This is a genomic window from Facklamia sp. P12945, from assembly GCF_050409485.1.
GTDB lineage: Bacteria > Bacillota > Bacilli > Lactobacillales > Aerococcaceae > Facklamia.
The window spans coordinates 20,512-43,738 of the sequence record NZ_JBNUPJ010000008.1 but is presented as its reverse complement, the minus strand read 5'-3'; the positions used below and the strand labels follow the sequence as shown (position 1 = coordinate 43,738).

The window sequence follows — 23,227 nt, the reverse complement described above, 5'->3', positions numbered from 1 at the left end:
AGTCTATTAAAAAGGAGGGATAAATTGAATCAGATTCAGTGGTTTCCAGGCCATATGGCAAAGGCTAAAAGGGAAGCAAAGGAAAAACTTAATTTAGTGGATTTAGTAATTGAATTGGCAGATGCTCGCATACCTGAATCCAGCCGTAATCCTGTGATTACAGAAATTATTAATCAGAAACCTTCAATTCTGGCTTTAAATAAAGCAGATTTAGCTGACCCCAATTTAACTAAACATTGGATTCAACACTATCAAGAACAAGGTCAAATTGCTTTAGCAATTGATGCTCAGCATCAATTGGGTTTGAATGAACTTAAGAAGGCCTGCAAAGACTTAATGGTAGATTTTTTTGCCAAACAAAAAGCTAAAGGGGTAAAACCTAGAGCGATTCGTCTGATGATTTTAGGCATCCCCAATGTCGGCAAGTCAACGCTCATTAACCGCTTTGTCGGAAAAAATCAAGCACAAACTGGCAATAAACCAGGGGTTACTAAAGCGCAGCGGTGGCTAAAAATTGGGAAAGAGTTTGAATTACTAGATACGCCTGGTATCTTATGGCCTAAGTTTGAAGATCCCTTGACGGGTTATCACTTAGCCTTAACCGGAGCCATTAAAGACCAATTAGTCGAAATGCAGGAGCTATCTTTAGTGTTGATCGGTCATTTAGAACAATTTTACCCTGGTTTATTAAAAGAATTTTATCATTTAGAAGACTATCATCAAGAGATGGCTGCGGCTGAAATTTTAACTAGTTTGACACAGACATTAAAACTGGATCAAGACTATACCCAAGCAGCTGAGCGTTTAATATTTGATTTTCGTCAACATAAACTGGGTTCGATTACACTCGATCGTCCGATTGAGAGGGTTAACATTGAAACAAACCATTAAAGAAATCAAAGCGCAGCTAAAAACAATTGAAGACCTTGAAGATGTTTACCTCAATCAATTAAAAGAAGATCCTAGAAAAGGAGTTCAAGAGCTAGTAAGACGTCATAAACGAGTGTTAATTGCTTATAACCAACGTTATCAAGCTTATCAAAAACGCCTAGACTTTGATCGCCAATTATTGGATGCTAACCAGTCTTTTGTGCTTGCAGGAGTTGATGAAGTGGGGAGAGGTCCGATAGCTGGTCCAGTAGTAGCAGCGGCAGTTATTTTACCTCAAGATACCAGTGATTGGGTGGACGTCAATGATTCGAAAACCTTAACGCATCAAAAGCGTTCAGACTTAGCTGAAATGATAAAACAACAAGCTAAAGCTTATGCCATCACAAGCGTATCTCCTCAAGCGATTGATCGCATTAATATTTATGAGGCCAGTCGTATGGCCATGAAAGAAGCTGTTCTAAAGCTCAACAAAGCAGTGGATTTTGTTGTCGTAGACGCCATGAAATTAGATTTACAGATTCAACAAAAAGCAGTGGTGAAAGGTGATCAACGCTCACTTTCCATAGCTGCTGCTTCTATTATTGCCAAGGTCCATCGTGACCAGCTGATGGTGGATTATGCAAGATGGTATCCAGAATATGGTTTTGACCAGCACATGGGCTATCCAACTAAGAAACATCTGGTTGCGTTAGAACAATACGGCTACACGGCTATTCATAGACAATCCTTTAGTCCTGTTCAAAAAATTAATAAATTCTATGGTTCGTAAGTTGGCCAAAATTTTAAAGAGCAAGTATTGAAAAATATTTGCTCTTTTGTATGTCTTAAAGCTTTTAATGAGGATCGCAGAGCACTTATGGCCTAATTACTTTGTATCTTAAGGGTAAAAGCTTAAGGAGTGTAGGCCATGATAAAAAGAGAGTTAATCTATTTACAGATGAAAGGCGTTAAATACCGTCATTTGTGGCATTATTTTAAAGTTAGACAAAATCTCTCTCGTCAAGCAAGTGTTCATTATTTACTTATTAATAACATGTGGTCATTTAAGGAAGAGGCACTCTTCAAGGATTGGGAAAGTTGTCAAGAGATTCTAACTAATTTAGAAAAGCAAGCGATTCTCTTTGGTGAAAAATCCTATCCCTATCGCTGGCTTCAGCTTCCCCAACCACCTATTTTGTTTTTTTATAGAGGAGATCTTAACCTTTTAAATCGACCTTTAGTTGCGATTGTTGGATCTAGAAAATTATCGGCTTATGGAAAAAAAAGCGCACAAAAAATTAGCAAGGCACTAACTAAAGCGAGCTTTGTGATTGTTTCAGGTTTGGCTAAAGGAGCGGATTTTATTTCGCATAAGGCTTGTATGAGTGAAAAAGAAGGGAGAACCATCGCTATTGTTGCCAATGGTTTTGAGCATTATTATCCCAAAGAACATCATCAGCTCCAAGAACAAATAGCAAGCAGTCATTTGTTATTAAGTGAGTACCTACCCCATCAAGCTATTCGAAAGTATCAATTTATTGCAAGAAATCGTTTGGTGGCTGGACTATGCCCCGTAGTGATTGTCATTCAAGCAGCCAAGAAATCGGGCTCATTAATTACTGCTAATTATGCCTTGGAATATAATAGTCAAATTTATGCTTTACCTGGACCCATCGATGACCCGCAATCTTATGGATGCAATCACTTAATACAAGCAGGGGCAAGACCGATTGTCGATTTGGACCAATTAATAGAAGAGATAGCTCTAGATTATCAACGGCAAAAGATAAAATAAAGAGTATTCATTGACATAATTGAAAGTTTAGCATAAGATTGTTACGATTTTGCATATGAGCAAAGGAATAAGAAAGGGAGTGATTGTTACTTGGCCTATAAATATCTCGTCATAGTCGAATCACCAACCAAAGCCAAAACCATTGATAAATATTTAGGCAAAAATTATAAAGTCGTTGCTTCAAAAGGTCATCTCAGAGATCTACCGAAATCACGAATGGGCATTGACTTAGAAAATAATTTTGAACCGCATTATATTTCAATTAGGGGCAGAGGCGATACCATTAAGGAGCTTAGAAAATTAGCCAATAAGGCTGAAAAAGTCTATTTAGCAAGTGACCCGGACCGTGAAGGAGAAGCAATTGCTTGGCATCTTTCCTATCTATTAAAATTAGATCCGCAAGCGGCTAACCGTGTAGTATTTAATGAGATTACTAAAGAATCGGTTAAAGAAGCATTTAAGCAACCACGACAAATCGATCAAGACTTAGTGGATTCTCAACAAGCAAGAAGAATTTTAGACCGAATAGTGGGTTATTCTATCTCACCTTTATTATGGAAGAAGATTAAAGGTGGTTTATCAGCAGGGCGTGTTCAATCGACCACTTTAAAACTAATTATTGACCGTGAAAAGAAAATCCGCCAATTTAAACCAGAAGAATATTGGAAAATTCCAGCGAACTTTAAAAAAGGACGGTCGAAATTTGAAGCAGAATTCTATGGACTAGACGGTAAAAAAACTGAGCTCAAGAATAAAGAGCAAGTTGATCAAGTTATGAAACGTCTTGACCTTAAAGGTGAATTTAATATTCAATCAATTACTGAAAAAGAACGTTTTCGTAAGCCCAATGCACCGTTTACTACCTCTACCTTGCAGCAAGATGCTGCCAATCGTTTGAATTTCCGTACCGGCAAAACCATGATGATTGCTCAGCAGCTTTATGAAGGCATATCTATTCGTCGTAACACCATCGGCTTGATTACTTATATGCGTACCGATTCGACTCGAATTTCACCAACAGCCAAAAAGATGGCAGGAGATTTTATTAAAGATACCTATGGTGAGCAGTATTTGGGAGCAGGACATAAGGTCAATAATAAAGCAGGGGCTCAGGATGCTCATGAAGCTATACGTCCCTCAAATGTCAGTTTAACACCCGAATCGATTAAAGATTCATTAACTAAGGACCAATTCCGTCTCTATGCTTTAATATGGGCACGCTTTGTGGCTTCACAAATGTCAAATGCCGTCTATGATACAATTAAAGCGGATATCATTCAAAATGATGTTCTCTTTCGTGCGAATGGTTCACGCATTAAATTTGAAGGCTTCTTGAAAGTTTATCCAAGTAAATCAGATAAAGATAACTATCTGCCAGCTTTGAAAGAAGGAGATGCAGTTACAGCTGAAAAGATTGATCCAAGTCAGCATTTTACTCAACCACCAGCACGCTATAATGAAGCCAGCCTAGTTAAAATGCTTGAAGAGTTGGGGATTGGGCGACCTTCCACTTACGCACCAACCTTAGAAACCTTGCGTAAACGCTACTATGTTAAAATGGAAGCTAAACGTTTTACGCCGACAGAACTAGGAGAAATTGTCAATGACATGATGGAAATTTACTTTCCAGATATTGTTGATTCTGAATTTACAGCTGGGATGGAAAATAAACTTGACCAAATCGAGGAAAATAAAGTAGAATGGCAGAAAGTTCTGAATGATTTTTATCAGATTTTCGCTAAAGATTTAGACAAGGCAGAAGAAGAGATGGAAAAAATTGAGATAAAAAATGAACCAGCTGGTTTTGACTGCCCAGAGTGTGGCAATCCAATGGTCATCAAAATTGGTCGCTATGGTAAGTTTTATGCCTGCTCCAATTTTCCAGAATGCCGTCATACTGAAGCCATCGTCAAAGAAATTGGTGTAAAATGTCCTACATGCAAAGAGGGCGAAATTATCGAAAGAAAATCGAAGAAGAACCGAATATTTTATGGGTGTTCAAGATATCCAGAATGTGAATTCGTTTCTTGGGACAAACCAATCGGTCGTAATTGTCCAAAATGTAATGAGTATCTTATCGAAAAGAAATCTCGTAAAGGCAAGCAAGTTCAATGTTCTTCTTGTGATTATACTGAAGCCATAGAAAGCTAAGCGAATTTTAAAAAAACTTCTTTAATTCAATCAATTTAGCTAAAACCGAATGCTTCACAGTTTTGTGAGTGTTCGGTTTTTTATCTATTTAGCAATATTAACTGAACTATAAAATTTACTTTTAGCCTGCATTTTGAATATGGCGCTTAATTGGCTATGAATTCAAAGAAAAGGTATAATAAAAAAGAGGAAATTGAGGTGATAAATGATGCAGGAGAAGATTATTAATTTTTTGAATTATTTATTGAACGAACGTCGTTATTCTCAACATACAGTCATCGCCTACCAAAGAGATCTGAACCAATTCTGGCTTTTTATTAAAAGTTCAGGAGAAGTTAGCTTAGAGCAAATTTCCTATCAAGATTTAAGGCTTTATTTAGCCTATCTAAACGAACGCTCGCTTAATCCCAAAACGATTGCCAGAAAATTATCCTCTTTACGTTCTTTTTTTAATTATTGTTTGCGTCGGCATTGGATTGACCAAGATCCAATGGAGTTAATTACTTATAAAGCAAAAGAGACTCATTTACCCTCTTTTTTCTATGAAAATGAAATTGAAAGTCTCATTAAAGTAGCTAAAACTAGTCTTTTAGATTATCCCAAGCGAAACCTCGCCATCCTTGAATTGATGTATGCAACGGGTATCCGCGTTTCAGAATGCTGTCAGATAAGACTAGACCAACTTGATTTTTCCTTGCAAATTCTACGTGTGTTCGGCAAGGGGAATAAGGAACGAATTGTCCCTTTTGGAGATCCAGCTATGCGAGCTTTAAAAGATTATATTGAAACGGAGCGTAAAGAGTTATTAAGTAAATGGTCCATGCAGAATCAAAGAAATAATGATATATTATTCTTATCGGAAAAAGGGAAAGTAATTAACCCTGATCAAGTGCGCCATATTTTACAAAAAATAGTAGAAGAAAGTCAGCTTAATTTAAAGATTAATCCCCATAAATTGAGACATTCTTATGCGACCCATCTATTAAATCGTGGGGCAGATTTACGTTCCGTCCAAGAACTCCTAGGCCATGAGAATTTATCTTCTACACAAATATATACCCATATAACCGGCGATAAAATGCGATCAGAATACTTAAAAGCTCATCCGAGAGCTCGTAGAAAGAAGCAGGAGGAAGAATAAATGACAACAATATGTGCAGTTAAAAAAGATAATAAATTAGCAATGGCGGGAGATGGTCAAGTCACAATGGGAGAAACGGTCATTATGAAAGGTGGTGCCCGCAAGCTTCGTAGAATTTTTAACGATCAAGTGGTTATTGGATTTGCCGGAGGAGTTGCTGATGCTATTACCTTGTCAGAAATGTTTGAAACGAAGTTACAAGCCCATCAAGGCCAATTAACTCGAGCAGCTGTAGAAGTAGCCAAACAATGGCGGACAGATCGCTCTTTACAAAAGTTAGAAGCCCTTTTAATCGTTATGAATAAAGAAAGTCTCTTATTAGTATCCGGCACGGGAGAAGTTATCGAACCGGATGACGGTATTTTAACCATCGGTTCGGGGGGCAATTATGCCTTGGCAGCAGCTAGAGCCATGCTTAGAACAAGTGAGCAATTAAGTGCAAAAGAGATCGTTTCTCAAGCCCTAGAAATTGCTGCAGAAATTGATGTTTATACTAATAAACAAATCATGGTCGAAAGTTTTGAATCCTAGATTTAAAGGAGAATGTAAGAATGGAATTAAGTCCCAGACAATTAGTTGCAGAATTAGATAAATATATCATTGGTCAAGCAGAAGCCAAACGTTCAATAGCCGTTGCTATTCGAAATAGACAAAGACGGTTACGCCTTGAAGCCGAAATGCAAGATGAAGTAAAACCTAAAAATTTATTAATGATTGGTCCAACCGGAGTTGGAAAAACAGAAATTGCTAGACGTCTAGCCAAGATTATTAAGGCCCCTTTTTTAAAGGTGGAGGCCACTAAGTATACCGAAGTTGGTTATGTTGGTCGTGATGTAGAATCAATGGTCAGAGACTTGGTAGAGCAAGCAATTCGTATCGTTCGTGATGAAATGCGCCAAGAGGTTGAAGATGAAGCACGTGAAAAAGCAATTGATCGAATTGCTAAAGCACTAGTCCCTGGTAAGAAGAAAAAGAAGGAAGTAAAAAAAGATCCTAACAATGCCGGTGGCTTCGTCTTGCCAGATATGGAAGCTTTTATGCGCCAAATGCGTGGTGAAGTAGAAGCAGAAAAAGAAGAAGTGACGGAAGAAGTGGCTTCCAACCGTCGTCATATTCGCCAGCAAATTCGTGAGGGTGTGTTGGATAAACAAGAAGTGACTATTGAAATGGAAGAAAAGAAACTACAGTTAAACTCACTTAATCCTGCTATGGAGCAAATGATGGATATGCAAGAATCCCTCAACGCTTTAAGACCGAAGAAAATGATTCAGCGTACAGTGACTGTCAAAGAAGCGCTTAAGTTATTAACAGTAGACGAAGCAGACAAATTGGTAAACGAAGAGGATATTCATCAAAAAGGCTTAAAACTAGCTGAGAAAAACGGTATTATTTTTATTGATGAGTTAGATAAAATTGCCTCTTCAAGTAATCAATCGGGAGAAGTTTCAAGACAGGGTGTTCAGCGTGATATTTTACCAATCGTTGAAGGTAGTCAAATTCAAACCAAATACGGTATTATAAAGTCTGATCATATTCTCTTTGTGGGATCAGGTGCTTTCCATGTTGCTAAACCTTCTGATTTAATTCCAGAGTTACAAGGACGCTTTCCAATTCGAGTCAATCTTCAGGACTTAACCGCTGACGATTTTGTTAAAATTCTAACCGAACCTAAAAATGCCTTACTTATCCAATATCAGGCCCTTTTAGCTACTGAAGAGGTGACTGTTAACTTTAGCGATGAAGCAGTTCAGAAAATGGCCTACTATGCGGAAACCTTAAACCGCAATACAGATAATATTGGAGCAAGACGCCTACATACGATTATTGAGACAGTTTTAGAAGATTTATTATTTGAAGCAGCAGACACACCAATGGTAATTGAAATTACTGAAAAATACGTCGATGATAAATTAGCAGATAAGGTTGAGAATCAAGATCTTAGCCACTATATCTTATAAAGAAATGGGTGAAGCCTATGGTAACCATTCAAAATAGTTTTTTAAAAGTGGAGATAACTGAGAATGGGGCAGAAGTCCAGTCAATTACTGATCTAAAGACAGACTATGAATTTCTCTGGCAAGCAGACCCTTTCTATTGGTCTCGCAGTGCCCCCATCCTTTTTCCCATCGTTGGGCGCCTACAGGATGATCAGTATCTTTATGGTGGAAAATTCTACCAAATGAGTCGCCATGGGTTTGCTAGAGATTATACCTTTACTGTTCAAAGTCAAACCGAATCTTCTGCAAGTTTTTACTTAAAAAACAATAAAAACACGCTAGAATCCTATCCCTTTGAATTTTCGCTTCAGGTTAATTATGTTTTATATGATCATAAGTTAACAATTACTTTTGAAGTTTATAATCCTTCACTTGAAAAACCTTTATATTATTCAGTGGGTTATCATCCGGCCTTTAATCTCCCACATACAGTAGGAAGAAATTATCCGGAATTCAATCAAGTAAGTTACCAATTAAATCCAGAAGGGTATTATTATCTCTTACAAACTAATAATGATGGCCTAGTCAACTTAGAAAGAGCTAAGTATACAGAAGTGATTAATCAAAAGCTGCGTCACAAACAATTTAGAAATGATGCCTTAATCTATCAAGTGAGTGAAAAAGCTGAACTTATCTTAATGGATGCTATCAATGATGTTGAAATTAAATTTCGTTCTATTGGCTTTGACTATGTTGCTTTATGGTCTCCTTATCCTAAGCGAGCTCCTTTCTTAGCCGTAGAAGCATGGTCTGGCTTACCGGATATTGCCAATGAGCCTGAGCTATTTAAGCATAAACGGGGAATTCATAGTTTAGCCCCCCAATCCATCAGTACTCATGATTTGACGATGGAATTTTTCAAGGGTGAATAAAATTAAAAAGATAAAAATAGCTAAGGAAAATGCCTTAGCTATTTTAATTTATTTTTTTCTAGGATTTAAACCGAAGGTCACTCGACTTTCTTCTCCTTTAAGCAGTCTTTGAATATTCTCTCGATGACGATAGACCATCAAAACAGCCATAAAGGCAAAGCCCCAAGAATATACTAAAGGTTCTCGTAGAATAATCCAAATAGCGACCAGCAAAAAAGAGGTCATGGCAGCAATACTCACAATTGATGTCAATAAGAGAATGGTTATAAAGAGAGCGACCATGGCTAAAGCAATATAAAAGTTAAATGCCAATAGTACACCTACCGATGTTGCAACGATTTTTCCGCCACGGAATTGACTGAAAATTGGATAGGCATGTCCCAGAACAGCAGCAATAGCCGTTAGCATAATAGCTAAATCACTATCCGAGCCTAAGAGCTGTTGGGCCATTAAAACTGGAAGATAGCCCTTTAAAATATCCACAATAATAACCACAATGGCTGCAATCGGTCCAAAATTTCTGCCGATATTCGTACCACCAGAATTGCCTGAACCGAGGGTCCGAACATCGATATTGTGGATATATTTTGAATACCAGACACCTGAGGGAATCGATCCCGCCAAGTATCCGACAATAATCATTAAGATAGCTAACATTTATTAACCTCCTAGTTTACTATCTTCATTCTAACATGATTGAATAATTTTCACCAAGCGAATTTCTTAATTATAAAAATGCAATATTTTTGACTTTTAGGCATCAAAACAACTTTAAGTAAATCAAAAGTGTCAAAGCAGGATTTATTCTGCTATGATAATAGAGTTGGGAAATAGAGCCTTTATACTGAATAGATACTATCGTTAAAAGATTATTCAAAAAACGCATGACTATTTCTTATTAAATAACATTAAAAGGGTGAGAAAATGGCAAACAAAAATTCTAAAGTGAATTTAAGCAATTATAATGATGATGCCATTCAGATATTAGAAGGTCTAGAAGCCGTAAGAAAAAGACCGGGTATGTATATCGGATCGACTGATCAAAAGGGCCTTCACCATCTTATTTATGAAATTGTTGATAATTCTGTAGATGAAGCTCTATCAGGTTTTGCAAATCGAATTGTTGTGTCTTTAGAAGCAGATGGCTCGATTCGCATTACTGATAATGGCCGGGGCATGCCGATTGGTAGGCATGCTTCAGGGGTTCCTACGGTTCAAGTTATTTTCACTGTATTACATGCTGGTGGGAAGTTTGGCCAAGGTGGATATAAATCCGCTGGAGGGCTTCATGGAGTAGGAGCCTCGGTCGTAAATGCTTTATCTTCATGGTTGGAAGTGACGGTTATTCGAGAGGGATACCAATACCATATGCGGTTTGAAGAGGGCGGACGTCCTGCCAGCTCTTTAAAAAAGACTAAGCACAATAATCAATCAGACACTGGTACAAGTGTTCATTTTATGCCGGATGAAAAAATATTTGGATCTTCTGCCATTAACTATGAAACCATTTCCGAAAGGCTGAGAGAGTCAGCCTTCCTTTTAAAAGGAATTACCATTGAAATTCATGATCAAAGAAAAGACATTTCAGAGACTTTTCATTATGAAGATGGTTTACAAGATTTTATTCAATATCTTAATGAAGATAAAGAAGTCATGGGAAATGTGGTGGCTTTTTCAAGCCAATCAGAAGATTTTGAGATTGATTTTGCCATGCAGTATAATGATGGTTATTCAGAAACCATTCTTTCTTTTGCTAATAATGTTCGTACCAATGGTGGTGGCACGCATGAAACGGCCATGAAGACAGCTATTACCAAGGTATTTAATGACTACGGTCGTAAAATGAGTTTGATTAAAGAAAAGGATAAAAATTTAGAAGGGTCCGATATCCGGGAAGGACTGGCAGCCATTGTATCGGTTCGTATTCCTGAGCAATATCTACAATTTGAAGGACAGACGAAGGACAAATTAGGAAGTCCAAAGGCACGTACCATTGTTGAATCTTTTGTAACAGAGCACTTAGGTTATTATTTAGCAGAAAACGGTAATTGGGCGCAAACTATTTTAAGAAAAGCTTTAAAGGCTAGACAAACACGAGAAGCTGCTCGCAAAGCGCGTGAGGCTTCACGTTCTTCTAACTCTAATAAACAACAAGAACGCTTAATTTCAGGTAAGCTTACTAAGGCCCAGTCAAAAGATGCTTCAAAGAATGAACTTTATATCGTGGAGGGAGATTCGGCCGGTGGCTCAGCTAAATTAGGGCGTGATCGTAAATTTCAAGCCATATTGCCTTTAAGAGGTAAGGTCATCAACACTGAAAAAGCATCTTTAAGCGATATTATGAAAAATGAAGAAATTAATACCCTCATCTACACAATTGGTGCAGGGGTAGGGGCTGATTTTGATATTAAAGCTGCTAACTATGATAAAGTGGTCATTATGACGGATGCGGATACGGATGGTGCTCACATTCAAGTACTGCTTTTAACTTTCTTCTACCGCTATATGAAGCCATTGATTGAAGCAGGCAAGGTCTATTTGGCCATGCCGCCTCTATATAAGGTATCAAAGGGAAAAGGTAAGAATGAAAGAATCGAATACGCTTGGACAGATGAAGAACTACAAGCAAAAATTAAAGCAGTGGGACCAGGCTACATCTTACAACGTTATAAGGGGCTCGGAGAGATGAATGCGGATCAATTATGGCATACGACTATGAATCCTTCCTCACGCTTATTGATAAGAGTAACTCTTGATGATGATTCGTTATCCGAAAAGCGTTTATCGACTTTAATGGGTAGTAAAGTAGATCCTCGCCGTAAATGGATTGAAAAAAATGTTCAATTTACCATGGATGAAGAAGATTCTCTATTAAAAGAAAACACCCAAACCAACCACTCTCTAGCACAAGAAGACAAGGAAGCCTTGTTAGTGGCTAAAAACCCAGCTTCAAAAGCATCTGCGAAAACACAAAATACGCTATCAAAAAAAGAGCCGTCTACTGACCTTAATGAAAATCCAAGTAAGGATTTAGTGGATGAAAATGGACAAATTGATTTATTTGGAGGTGATTTATAATGACTGAACTAGAAAATAAAGGAGTCCAAGAATTAAATTTTTCATCGGTTATCGGTGATCGATTTGGTCGCTATTCCAAGTATATCATTCAAGATAGAGCGTTACCCGATATTCGCGATGGTTTAAAACCCGTTCAAAGACGTATTTTATATGCTATGTTTGCCGAAGGAAATACTGCTGAAAAAGCTTATCGCAAATCAGCCAAAACAGTGGGGAATGTGATCGGTAATTATCATCCACATGGAGATTCATCGGTTTATGAGGCCATGGTTCGTATGTCTCAAAGTTGGAAAAACCGCCAACCTTTGATCGACATGCACGGTAATAATGGTTCCATGGATGGCGACCCAGCTGCGGCAATGCGTTATACAGAAGCTAGGCTTTCAAGTATCGCCATGGAACTCTTAAGAGATATCCATTCTCAAACAGTCGATTGGATTCTGAACTTTGATGATACCATTGAAGAACCTCGTGTTTTACCCGCTCGCTTTCCTAATCTACTAGTGAATGGCGCAACCGGTATTTCAGCAGGTTATGCAACCGATATTCCTCCACACAACTTAGGGGAAGTCATTGACGCTTTAATTTATATGATTAAGCATCCCGATAAAATCAGTGTTGACCAGTTAATGAAGTATTTACCAGGACCAGATTTTCCAACGGGTGGTATTATCCAAGGTAAGGCGGGCATTAAAGAAGCCTATCAAACGGGTCAAGGTAAAGTTGTTATTCGATCTAAATTAGAAGTTGAAAAATTAAAGGGTGGTAAGTCTCAAATTGTTGTGAGTGAAGTACCCTATGACGTTAATAAAGGCAAACTTATTCAAAAATTAGATGAAATACGTCTTTCTAAAAAGCTAGAAGGGATTGCTGATGTTCGCGATGATTCAGATATTAATGGTGTTTCATTAGTCATTGAACTAAAAAGAGATGTAGAGGTCGAACCAATTCTTGCTTACCTCTATAAAAACACCGATTTACAAGTAAATTATCACTTCAATATGATAGCCATTCACGATCGTCGACCAGTCCTTTGTTCCTTAGAAAAAATGTTACAAGCTTACCTTGACCATCAAAAAGACATTATTCGTCGAAGAACTCAATTTCTTCTTAAGAAAGATCAAGACCGTCTTCATATTGTTGATGGCTTAATCCGAGTTATTTCTATTTTAGATGAAGTAATTACCACTATTCGCCAATCTGAAAACAAGGCCAATGCTAAAGATAATTTACATCAACAATATAATTTTTCAATGGCACAGGCTGAAGCAATTGTTTCCTTACAGTTATACCGTTTAACTAATACGGATATTGTTGGCCTACAACAAGAAAAATTTGAACTTAACGAAAGAATCCATATGTACGAGAATATCCTTTCTAATGCCAGTACTTTAGACAAGGTTTTGGTTAAGGAATTAAAGGAAATTAAGAAAAAGTTTAATAGTTTGAGAATGAGTCAATTAGAAGAGGAAGTGGAAGAAATTACCTTGGAAAAGACTCTTTTAATCCCACAAGAGCAAGTCTATGTGTCTGTGACTAAGGAAGGATACTTGAAACGTACTTCGGTTAGGTCATTTACGGCTTCCGATTCCACTGATTTAGGATCTAGAGATTTAGACTATCCATTATTTGTTCAAGAACTCTCGACTCATGATGCGATTGTGATTATCACATCTAAAGGTAATTATATTCATTTACCTGTTCACGAATTACCAGACATTCGTTGGAAAGATCTGGGTTTACATTGGTCTCAGCAATATCAATTAGATAAAGAGGAGTCCATCATTGCGGTGTTTGCGCAAAAAGCTTCGGATAATCCGAGTGAAGACCGAATTGTCATGATGACACAAGCAGGTCGCATTAAACAAACCCTCTTATCAGAATTCTCAACTTATCGATCCTATAAAACTCGGACAATGACTGCAATTAAATTGCAAGATGACCACGATCAATTAGTAGCAGCTCGATTAGCTAAAGCAGACAAGAACTATCAAATCGCCAGTATGACCCACCGCTCCTACGGTTTACGGTTTGATTTAGAACAAGTTTCAATTCAAGGACTAAAAGCACAAGGGGTCGTAGGTATGAAACTGAAAAAGGATGATTATCTTGTATCGATGCTCTTAATCGATCAAGCAGCTTCAAGACCACAAGTCTTCTTATTAACCAATCGAGGAAATCTTAAACGAATGGATAGTGAAGAACTGGCTAGTGCTAATCGCGCCAGTGTTGGAACGCTCATTCTAAAAGAAATAAAATCAAACCCCCATCGGATTTTAAAAGCTTTAGCCTTACAAAAAGGGAATATACCGATTATTATTCAAGGGGATACCGGTAAATCATTAGAGATGATGGCTTTTGATATCAATATTAGTAAACGCCAGAATAATGGCAGTCAGATTGTTGAGCTTGATCAACTAGGTAAGGTGATAGACATCCATCCTGCACGCTTGAAAATGTTAGATGAAGAATAAGATAAAAAACAAGTATCTGAACCAGATGCTTGTTTTTTATTTGCAAAATCAACAACTAAAACTCTGTGTACTAAAAAAAAACAGAAAGCAAACAACTGTTATAATCTTATTGCTACAATGAGCACAGAATACACTCTATTATTTTGTTTTTTCTAACAAAACACTGATATGTAAAGCTTAACACTAATTATATAATTCACAATAACTGTTTACATTGAACTTTTCTTGTGTTATATTATGGGTGTAGAAATTGTCGGATCATTTTAAAAAAGGAGAATTAAAATGGAAATTGCAAATAAAACCGAATTAAATAAAGCATGGGATGGCTTTCAAGGAAGCAAATGGCAAAAAGAAATCGATGTTCGTGATTTTATTCAAGAAAACTATGCCTTATATGAAGGGGATGAAAGTTTCCTAGCAGATGCTACACAAAATACAAAAGATCTTTGGGACCAAGTGATGGACCTTAATAAAAAAGAACGGGAAGCAGGTGGCGTTCTTGATATGGATACTAAAGTAGTTTCTTCTATCACTTCTCATCAAGCAGGTTATTTAGATAAAGACAAAGAAGCAGTCGTTGGTTTCCAAACAGATGCTCCTTTTAAACGTAGCTTACAACCTTACGGTGGAATTCGTATGTCTAAGAATTCCTTAGAAGCTTATGGCTATGAGTTAGATCCAGAAACAGAACATATCTTTACACAATATCGTAAAACTCATAACCAAGGTGTTTTTGATGTCTATACCCCAGAAATGCGCGCTGCTCGCCGCTCTGGTGTTATTACCGGTCTTCCTGATGCATATGGCCGTGGTCGTATTATTGGTGACTACCGTCGTGTAGCCTTATACGGGGTAGAGCGTTTGATGGAAGAAAAGCAAAAAGATTTTGCTAACATCGGAAATGGTACAATGGATAACGATGTGATTCAATTACGTGAAGAAGTTACTGAACAATACCGTGCTTTACAAGAATTAAAAGAATTAGGCGAAATTTATGGCTTTGATATTTCACGTCCAGCTGAGAATGCAAAAGAAGCTTTCCAATGGTTATACTTAGGCTATTTAGCTGCCGTTAAGCAACAAAATGGAGCGGCTATGTCATTAGGACGTACTTCTACTTTCTTAGATATTTATATCGAACGTGACCTAGCTAAGGGCACATTGACTGAAGTCGAAGCACAAGAGTTAGTTGATCATTTCGTGATGAAATTACGTTTGGTTAAATTTGCACGTACACCAGAATACAATGAATTATTCTCTGGTGACCCAACTTGGGTAACCGAATCAATCGCTGGTATAGGTTTAGATGGACGCCCACTTGTTACTAAGAACTCTTTCCGTTTCTTACATACCTTAACAAACTTAGGTCCGGCTCCGGAACCAAACCTAACAATTCTTTGGTCACCATCATTACCTCAAGCCTTTAAAGAATATGCAGCTAAAATGTCGATTATATCTTCTGCTATTCAGTATGAAAACGATGAGATCATGCGTCCAGAATATGGTGATGATTATGCGATCGCGTGTTGTGTGTCTGCTATGCGTGTAGGTAAACAAATGCAATTCTTTGGAGCGCGTGCTAACCTTGCTAAGACATTACTTTATGCCATTAATGGTGGGGTAGATGAAAAATCTAAAGCGCAAGTTGGCCCTCAATATGCGCCAATTACATCTGAATATTTAGATTACGATGAAGTTTTGGCTAAATATGATGATATGATGGAATGGATTGTTGAGTTATATGTAAATACTTTAAATATCATCCACTATATGCATGATAAGTATTCTTACGAATCATTAGAAATGGCTTTACACGATACAAAAGTTCTTCGTACAATGGCAACTGGTATTGCAGGCTTCTCAGTTGCAGTAGATTCTCTATCTGCAATTAAGTATGCTAAAGTTAAAACAATTCGTGATGAAAATGGTTTAGTGATTGACTACGAAATTGATGGAGATTTTCCTAAATATGGAAATAATGATGATCGTGCGGATCAAATTGCTGTAGAATTATTGAAGAACTTTATGACAAAAGTTCGTAAACATAAAACTTACCGTGATTCATTACAAACAACTTCAATTTTAACTATTACTTCAAACGTTGTTTATGGAAAGAAAACTGGTAATACACCGGACGGACGTCGTGCAGGAGAACCATTTGCACCAGGGGCTAACCCAATGCATGGTCGCGATACCCATGGTGCTTTAGCTTCTTTACTTTCTGTGGCTAAAGTACCTTATGAGTACGCTTTAGATGGTATTTCCAATACCTTCTCAATTATTCCTAAAGCGCTTGGTAAAGAAGAAGCCACTCAAAAAGCTAACCTAGCTAATATGTTAGATGGTTACTCGACAAGTGGTGGACATCACTTAAATGTCAACGTCTTTAACCGTGACACCTTATTAGATGCGATGGAACATCCTGAAGAGTATCCACAATTAACAATCCGTGTATCAGGTTATGCTGTAAACTTTATCAAGCTAACACGCGAACAACAATTAGACGTTATTAACCGTACAATGCACGCTTCAATGTAAACTTTAAACAATTAATTAAAAACTTCAGAAAAAGGGACTGAATTTTATTTCAGTTCCTTTTTCTAAAAGTTAGATGGAGGAATTGAAATGTCAGAAGTAGCACAAGTAATTAAAGGCTATGTTCACTCCACAGAAAGTTTTGGTTCAGTTGATGGACCGGGTATTCGCTTTATATCTTTTATGCAAGGTTGTCGAATGCGATGTGAATTTTGCCATAACCCAGATACTTGGAAGATGACGGGTGGCAAGGAATACAGCCCACAAGACTTATTTAATGAAGCCATTCAGTATCGTGCTTTCTGGGGAAATGAAGGGGGAGTCACTGTATCAGGTGGGGAACCCTTATTACAGATGGATTTTTTAATCGAATATTTCAAAATATGTAAGGCCAATGGAGTACATACAACCATAGATACTTGTGGCCAGCCTTTCACTTATGAAGAGCCTTTTTTTAGTAAATTTCAAGAACTGATGATGTATACGGATCTGCTTTTGTTTGATATAAAACATATCGATCGTCAAGGCCATATTAAACTAACCGGCCATCCAAATGATAATATTCTTGAAATGTCACGCTATTTATCAGATATTAATAAAGCCGTCTGGATCCGTCATGTATTGGTTCCAACAAGAACGGATTTTGATGAATATTTATACCGTTTATCCGATTATGTAGCCAGTTTAAATAACGTCTTAAAGTTTGAAGTTTTACCTTACCATATGATGGGTGTTTATAAATACACTGCATTAGGCTATCGATACAAATTAGAAGGTGTAGAACCTCCAACTAAAGAAAGAGTCGAAAATGCCAACCGTATACTGCGCTGTGCAGAATATACCGGCTACCTAAAATCATAATAAAAAAATCTGTAACCATTCAAATTTAATGGGTGGCTACAGAATTTTTTTAGCAATTTTTTCTAATTAGTAATAAGATCAATTAACCGCCAACTAAGAATTTTGTAAAATAAGCGACAGCAATACCTACAGCTCCTGCTAAAACTCCTAAAATTAAACCACTATCAATAAGAGACTTCCAATTAGCTGCTGCTGCTGTTAGAGAAGCTGTTGGACCACCGACGATACAACCAACAATTGAAAGAATCATGTATCCATATTCTATCTTAAATAGACGACAGATCAACAAGTGTAAAGTCAAACCTCCAACTAACATTCGAAAAAACATAAAGTGTCATGGTTAAGGTAGAACCTACAAATTGCTGCCAGTCAACTGCAAAACTAATAGTTGAAAAAACATTAAGGATAAGAAGAGTCCTAAATCTAAATTAGCACATAGTTTATTATTGAGCTAGACCGATAAAACGGTCGTTAACAAGATTAAACGAACAGCCTTCCAAATAGTCTCCGGCATGTAAGCTTTTGAAAATGCTGTAGTCAAAATATTTATACCAAAACCAATGGTTAATAGCTAAGTAGTTTCTCTAATGGACCACTCTTTATCTGACATCAATGCTTTCGTGTCACTAGTTGAAGGTTCTTCTTCACTTAAATGATAAGGCCAAAACTTTTCCCAAGCTTTTGAAGCTTTAAGCATAGCTGGCGCGGCGAGCATAAAGTTTGTTAAAGGGGTAGCAATAACGTAATCTGACGCGTTAGCAGCCGCAATGGTTTGATGACTAGCATCTAAAACTGTTGCAATAGTCGTTAAGTTAGGAGTACCACCAGTGTAGGTCGCAACAAACATCCCAGCGATCTTTTATCCTTCATCCATATAAGGGGAAAAATGAAGGCTAAGATAGTTGCAATCACCATAAGTGATAAAATACCTGAACTTAAAGCAATCACCGGATTTTTACTTTTTCAACTCAACTAAATCCATACTTAGCATGCAAATAATAATACTGATGGGAACTAGAAGTGAACTTATAGCACTATACACTTTATGACTGATAGGCACGACTCCTGTATTAGAAAAAATAATTCCAATTACAACAACAGTCAGGACCGGTCCTAACGATTTAAAAACTTTGTATCTTTGCAAGAATAACGCAACTGCGATTATGGATAAAACAATGAAAATAAGACCATTAGTTCTAGTTAAAACGCATCCACACAATCATGCCTTTATTATTTCTTTTATAATTCTACCATAAGTAGAAAAACATAATATTAAATTGTATTATCAATATAGCTAATCTATATTAAAGCAAAAGCCTATAATCTAACTAAATAATCCTGTAAAAATTTTTGAAAATATTTATTATTTTTATCTTTTTAAAAACTTACTTTAATTATCCTATGTCAATAAGGATTCAAAAATTTATTAAAAAGTGATAAACTTAGACTGTAATTTAATTTAGGAGGATAAATATGACAAAATACTTAGTTTTTGGGCATAAAAAGCCAGATACAGATACTATTGCTTCAGCCATCGCTTTTGCCTATTTCTTAAAGCAAGAAGGACACCAAGCAGAAGCAGTCGCACTGGGTGAAATATCAAGTGAGCCAGCTTTTGCTTTAGAAAAATTTGGTATCCAACCACCAAGAATTATTAATACAGCTGCTAATGAAGTGAGCCAAGTTGCTCTAGTGGACCACAATGAGCCACAACAATCAATAGACGATATTGATCAAGTTCAAATTGATTACGTCATTGACCACCACCGCATTTCAGGCTTTAATACAGCTCAGCCTCTTTATTACCGTGCGGAGCCCTTAGGGTCAACCGCCAGTATTCTTTATAAGATGTTTCAAGAATATGGCTATGAAATTCCAGCAGATATTGCCGGCATGATGTTATCTGCTATTATTTCAGATACCTTGTTATTTAAATCTCCAACAACAACCGAAAAAGACAAGGAAATCGCTGAAAAATTGGCTGAAATAGCCCAAGTTGATATTCAATCATATGGTTTAGAATTTTTAAAGGCTGGAGCTGATCTTAGTAAGCAATCGGATGAGGAAATTGTTGATGGGGATGCTAAAAACTTTGTCATGAACGATCAAAATATTCGTATTGGTCAGACAAACATTATCGGCTTTGACGAGATTTTAAGTCGTAAAGAAAATCTTTTAAAAGTAATGGAAGATAAGCGAAAAGAAATGAATCTTAAACTCTATGTGCTAGTGATTACGGATGTCTTAGAATCCGATTCTATTGGTTTGGTGGTAGGGGCGGATATTAGTGTTGTAGAGGCAGCTTTCAATACTAAAGTTGAAGATCATCAATTTGATTTACCAGGAGTAGTTTCACGTAAGAAACAAGTGGTTCCTCCATTAACAGCAGCATTTAACAAATAAAATGAATTCCAGCCCTCAACTTTATATTAAAGTTGGGGGCTGGAATTCATTATTCTTTTAATGAAAGACGTTTAATAACAGATGCCTGAGGTGTCACATAAAGTGTTTTTTGGCCTTCATAAATAACGAAGCCAGGTTTAGAACCGTTAGGTTTCTTTAAATGTTTAACTTGGACGTAATCAACAGGCACATTAGCAGATTGTGAAAATTTAGAATAATAGGCCGCTAATTGAGCAGCTTCTACAAAGGTTTCTTCACTAGGTTTATCACTTTCGATAATAACGTGGGCACCAGGGATGTCCTTTGCATGAAGCCACCAATGGTTTTTAGATGCTTTTTTGAGGGATAAGTCGTCATTTTGTTGATTGTTTCTACCGACATAAATCATGACACCATCACTAGATTTAAAGCGACGGGGTTTAGATTGGTTTTTTGCTCGCTTTTTACTTGAAGAAGGCTTCTGTCCCACATAGCCTTCATTAATTAATTCTTGCTTAATCGATTCAACATCTTCAAGATCAGCTTGCTTAAGTTGGACTAAAATACCTTCTAAATAATCAATCTCAGCGCGGGTTAAGCTTTCTTCACGATTAATATATTTGAGAGCATCCCGATATTTTTGATACTTTTTAAAGTAAACTTGAGCATTTTCAACAGCATTTAATCGAGGATTTAATTGGATATCCATTGGCTCGTCATTATTATAAAAATTAGCCAAGGTCACCTGGTATTCCTTATCATTAATTTGATAGGCAAAGGCATTTAAAAGTTCACCTTTAATGCGATAGTCATCAGCACTTGCTGCAACATGTCGGTCAATTGAAAGTTTTTTCAATTTTTTTTGATTTTTATCAATCACTTGCTTTAATTTATGAATAATATTACCCGATAATTGCTTGACCCTATCTAAATGAACCTTTTGGTGAGAATATGCATAAATTAATTCGGAAAGAGAATCGAAGGCCACTTCTGTTCCTGGTAAATTTGCCAATTTAAAAGCATAGAAATAAACATTTTTTTCCGTTTGATAAAGAGTAGGAGAGGGGAATTCAATGGCTGATTTAACTCTTTCTAAACTGGCCAAACTAGATAGATTCCCACCTTCATCAGACATCCAAAAAGCAATCTCTTGTGCAAGAAGTTTTCCCATTCCTTGTACGCATTGGAAGGCTCTCCCTTCTCTTAGAATCGCTTCATTCTGATGACTAAATTCAAACAATTGAGAATCATTCAATTCAAATAAGTTTACTTGTTGTCTGTTGCGGGGAGGTCGCTTGAATTCTGCTCCTGGAGTGAGTGAACGATAAGCGTTTTGACTATCTGGAACATGCTTAATACAATCAATAATGGTTTGTTTATTCTGGTCGACTAGAAGGATATTTGAGTGTCGCCCCATCAATTCAAAGGTTAGCAGGTATTCTTGGTCAACACCTATTTCATCACGACCGGTAAAATAGAAATCAATAATCCGATCGTTCTCATATTGCTTGATATCAATAATGAAGGCAGATTCCAAGTATTTTCTTAATAACATGCAAAACATAGGGGCCTGTTGTGGATTGGCTGATTTCTCTTGAGTTAAGTATAAAGAAAAATAATTCGGGTGAACCGTGGCGGCTAGGCGATGATTGGTTCGGTTAGCACGTATAACTATTTGTAATTCTTGTTCAAAGGGTTGGTAAATTTTATGTACACGTCCTGCTTTTAATTGTGATCGTAACTCTTCTACTAAAGCTCGTGTAAAAAATCCGTCAAATGTCATCGTCTCACTCCTCAAAAATGTCTGTTATTTATTATAAAACAAATAGGCCCTTTAAGCTAGTAAGGGCCTATTGAAGTGATTTCTTTACATAGAAATGAATTATTTCACTATTGATTTGGCATAGTTAGAAGGACTAATACCAAATTCTTTCGAAAAAGCTCTTGAAAAATATTGGATGGAACCATATCCTAATTCATTAGCGATTTCAGAAAGAGTCATTTTAGATTCATGAATTAATAGCTTACTTTGTTTTAAACGTAAGCTGTTAATGTATTGTTTAGGGGTTTGTCCTGTATATTTATTAAATAAGCTTTGGAGGCTGGAGCGAGAAATATTGAAGACTTCTACCAGATCATTTACTTGATGAAGCTGACCGACATTCTCTTGGAGAAAATCAATGATTGATTGGAACAAGTCATTTTCATAATTTTCTCGCATGGAGGTAGACCTTTCAGTTTCTGTTTTATTCTCACCGTTGTGAATTTGCGTAAGTATTAATTGGAGACTTGTGACCATTTCATCATAATAGAAAGGACATTTATCCTCAGAAATAGCCGCTAAATTGACCAAGCGACTTACAAGTTGAATTTGACGATGACCAAGATGAATTGGCCTTTGAGCGATCGATTCGGCTAAGCCTTGACCAGAAAATAAAATGGAAATCAGTGTAGTCATCCCTTCTTCTTTAAAGGCAATTTGATTTTTTTGTCCTGGAAAAATTAACCAGGCGGAATTTTTTGATAAAAGAATCTGCTTATTATAGCTTACTTCTATCGAAGCTTGTCCTTGATCGACGATAATTAACTCATAGTAATTTTGTGGATGGTTGAGTATCCGTTCACCGCTTGAGTAGACTTGGTAATCAAGACCGAAGACATTTTCAATTTTAAGGCGTTTTATTTCTTTTTCTACCTTTATAGCTTCTTTTAAAGTAATAATTTGTGGTTCTTCATTTTGGCTGGGTTCCAAATAAAGTTTACATTCTGCAGTTAGAGAGAGTGTATTAAAGTATACACCCGCATTAAGCTGAACCGCATTTTGTAAGATAAAAAATTGAAAGGATTCTTTTTTATCTGGAGTATCCGTCATCACTAATAGAGCTAATCCTTTATGTTCAGTTAGGATAACTGGCTTATTAAAACGTAGTAGAGCTTGTGATCGATCCCTTTTAATGGTTACTAAACGATTAAAGGGTTTAATTTGTTGGTGGTTAGTCTTGACGGAGGTAAAATATTTCGAAGTGGCGTTCTTGGTCGATTGCTTATACATGGTAAACTCCTTTCTGCTT

General features: G+C 36.8%; 18 protein-coding genes. 13 read left to right on the top strand and 5 right to left on the bottom strand.

The genetic code is table 11. The features are described 5' to 3' along the window. Positions 1-24: 24 nt before the first annotated feature. From ylqF to ACQV2X_RS03960, 8 genes are all read left to right on the top strand, one after another. Positions 25-891 carry a ribosome biogenesis GTPase YlqF gene (gene ylqF, locus ACQV2X_RS03995; RefSeq protein WP_428873418.1) on the top strand — a complete coding sequence of 289 codons (867 nt, stop codon included), beginning with the start codon at positions 25-27 and terminating at the stop codon, positions 889-891. Next, on the top strand, positions 875-1,660 hold the full coding sequence (locus tag ACQV2X_RS03990) for a ribonuclease HII (protein ID WP_428873417.1): 786 nt from the start codon (positions 875-877) through the stop codon (positions 1,658-1,660). The genes ylqF and ACQV2X_RS03990 overlap by 17 nt, the downstream gene beginning before the upstream one ends. A gap of 138 nt (positions 1,661-1,798) precedes the next feature. Beyond that, complete coding sequence (dprA, locus tag ACQV2X_RS03985) at positions 1,799-2,665, top strand: DNA-processing protein DprA (protein WP_428876254.1); 867 nt, start codon at positions 1,799-1,801, stop codon at positions 2,663-2,665. A gap of 90 nt (positions 2,666-2,755) precedes the next feature. Then, positions 2,756-4,816: a type I DNA topoisomerase gene (topA, locus tag ACQV2X_RS03980; protein ID WP_428873415.1), complete on the top strand. Its 2,061-nt coding sequence runs from the start codon at positions 2,756-2,758 to the stop codon at positions 4,814-4,816. A 208-nt stretch (positions 4,817-5,024) separates the two neighbouring features. Next, a complete protein-coding gene (gene xerC / locus ACQV2X_RS03975; protein WP_428894261.1) occupies positions 5,025-5,957 on the top strand; it encodes a tyrosine recombinase XerC in 933 nt (310 codons plus the stop codon). Further along, the gene (gene hslV, locus ACQV2X_RS03970; protein WP_428873413.1) at positions 5,958-6,488 is read left to right on the top strand and encodes an ATP-dependent protease subunit HslV; all 531 of its coding nucleotides are present in this window, start codon (positions 5,958-5,960) and stop codon (positions 6,486-6,488) included. Between the two features lie 20 nt (positions 6,489-6,508). Beyond that, entirely contained in the window at positions 6,509-7,915 is a 1,407-nt protein-coding gene (gene hslU, locus ACQV2X_RS03965) for an ATP-dependent protease ATPase subunit HslU (RefSeq protein ID WP_428876253.1), read from the top strand. Between the two features lie 17 nt (positions 7,916-7,932). Beyond that, a complete protein-coding gene (locus tag ACQV2X_RS03960; protein WP_428873411.1) occupies positions 7,933-8,826 on the top strand; it encodes an aldose 1-epimerase family protein in 894 nt (297 codons plus the stop codon). 48 nt (positions 8,827-8,874) lie between these two features. Here ACQV2X_RS03960 and plsY read toward each other — a convergent pair whose 3' ends face one another. Next, a complete protein-coding gene (gene plsY, locus ACQV2X_RS03955; RefSeq protein ID WP_428873410.1) occupies positions 8,875-9,483 on the bottom strand; it encodes a glycerol-3-phosphate 1-O-acyltransferase PlsY in 609 nt (202 codons plus the stop codon). Positions 9,484-9,750: 267 nt separating this feature from the next. Between plsY and parE the strand changes: the two genes are divergently transcribed. The 4 genes from parE (at position 9,751) to pflA (ending at position 17,774) form a co-directional block, all read left to right on the top strand. Beyond that, the gene (gene parE / locus ACQV2X_RS03950) at positions 9,751-11,904 is read left to right on the top strand and encodes a DNA topoisomerase IV subunit B (protein WP_428873409.1); all 2,154 of its coding nucleotides are present in this window, start codon (positions 9,751-9,753) and stop codon (positions 11,902-11,904) included. Further along, entirely contained in the window at positions 11,904-14,378 is a 2,475-nt protein-coding gene (parC, locus tag ACQV2X_RS03945) for a DNA topoisomerase IV subunit A (protein ID WP_428876251.1), read from the top strand. The genes parE and parC overlap by 1 nt, the downstream gene beginning before the upstream one ends. 282 nt (positions 14,379-14,660) lie before the next feature. Beyond that, complete coding sequence (pflB, locus tag ACQV2X_RS03940; RefSeq protein WP_428873407.1) at positions 14,661-16,916, top strand: formate C-acetyltransferase; 2,256 nt, start codon at positions 14,661-14,663, stop codon at positions 16,914-16,916. Positions 16,917-17,003: 87 nt separating this feature from the next. Then, positions 17,004-17,774, top strand: a complete 771-nt coding sequence (pflA, locus tag ACQV2X_RS03935; RefSeq protein ID WP_428891755.1) for a pyruvate formate-lyase-activating protein — start codon at positions 17,004-17,006, stop codon at positions 17,772-17,774. 82 nt (positions 17,775-17,856) lie between these two features. Here the strand turns inward: pflA and ACQV2X_RS03930 are convergent, their stop codons facing one another. Further along, positions 17,857-18,075, bottom strand: coding sequence for a hypothetical protein (locus tag ACQV2X_RS03930; RefSeq protein ID WP_428894260.1), 219 nt, complete (start codon positions 18,073-18,075; stop codon positions 17,857-17,859). A gap of 270 nt (positions 18,076-18,345) precedes the next feature. Next, on the bottom strand, positions 18,346-18,621 hold the full coding sequence (locus tag ACQV2X_RS03925; protein ID WP_428875200.1) for a hypothetical protein: 276 nt from the start codon (positions 18,619-18,621) through the stop codon (positions 18,346-18,348). Positions 18,622-19,247: 626 nt separating this feature from the next. On the opposite strand from ACQV2X_RS03925, the gene ACQV2X_RS03920 reads away from it, so the two are divergent. Continuing rightward, positions 19,248-20,177 (top strand): manganese-dependent inorganic pyrophosphatase, encoded by a 930-nt coding sequence (locus ACQV2X_RS03920; RefSeq protein WP_428873403.1) that lies wholly within the window; start codon positions 19,248-19,250, stop codon positions 20,175-20,177. Between the two features lie 49 nt (positions 20,178-20,226). Here the strand turns inward: ACQV2X_RS03920 and ACQV2X_RS03915 are convergent, their stop codons facing one another. Beyond that, entirely contained in the window at positions 20,227-21,939 is a 1,713-nt protein-coding gene (locus tag ACQV2X_RS03915) for an Rqc2 family fibronectin-binding protein (RefSeq protein ID WP_428894259.1), read from the bottom strand. Positions 21,940-22,038: 99 nt separating this feature from the next. After that, the gene (locus tag ACQV2X_RS03910; RefSeq protein WP_428873400.1) at positions 22,039-23,208 is read right to left on the bottom strand and encodes a helix-turn-helix domain-containing protein; all 1,170 of its coding nucleotides are present in this window, start codon (positions 23,206-23,208) and stop codon (positions 22,039-22,041) included. Positions 23,209-23,227: the final 19 nt, after the last annotated feature.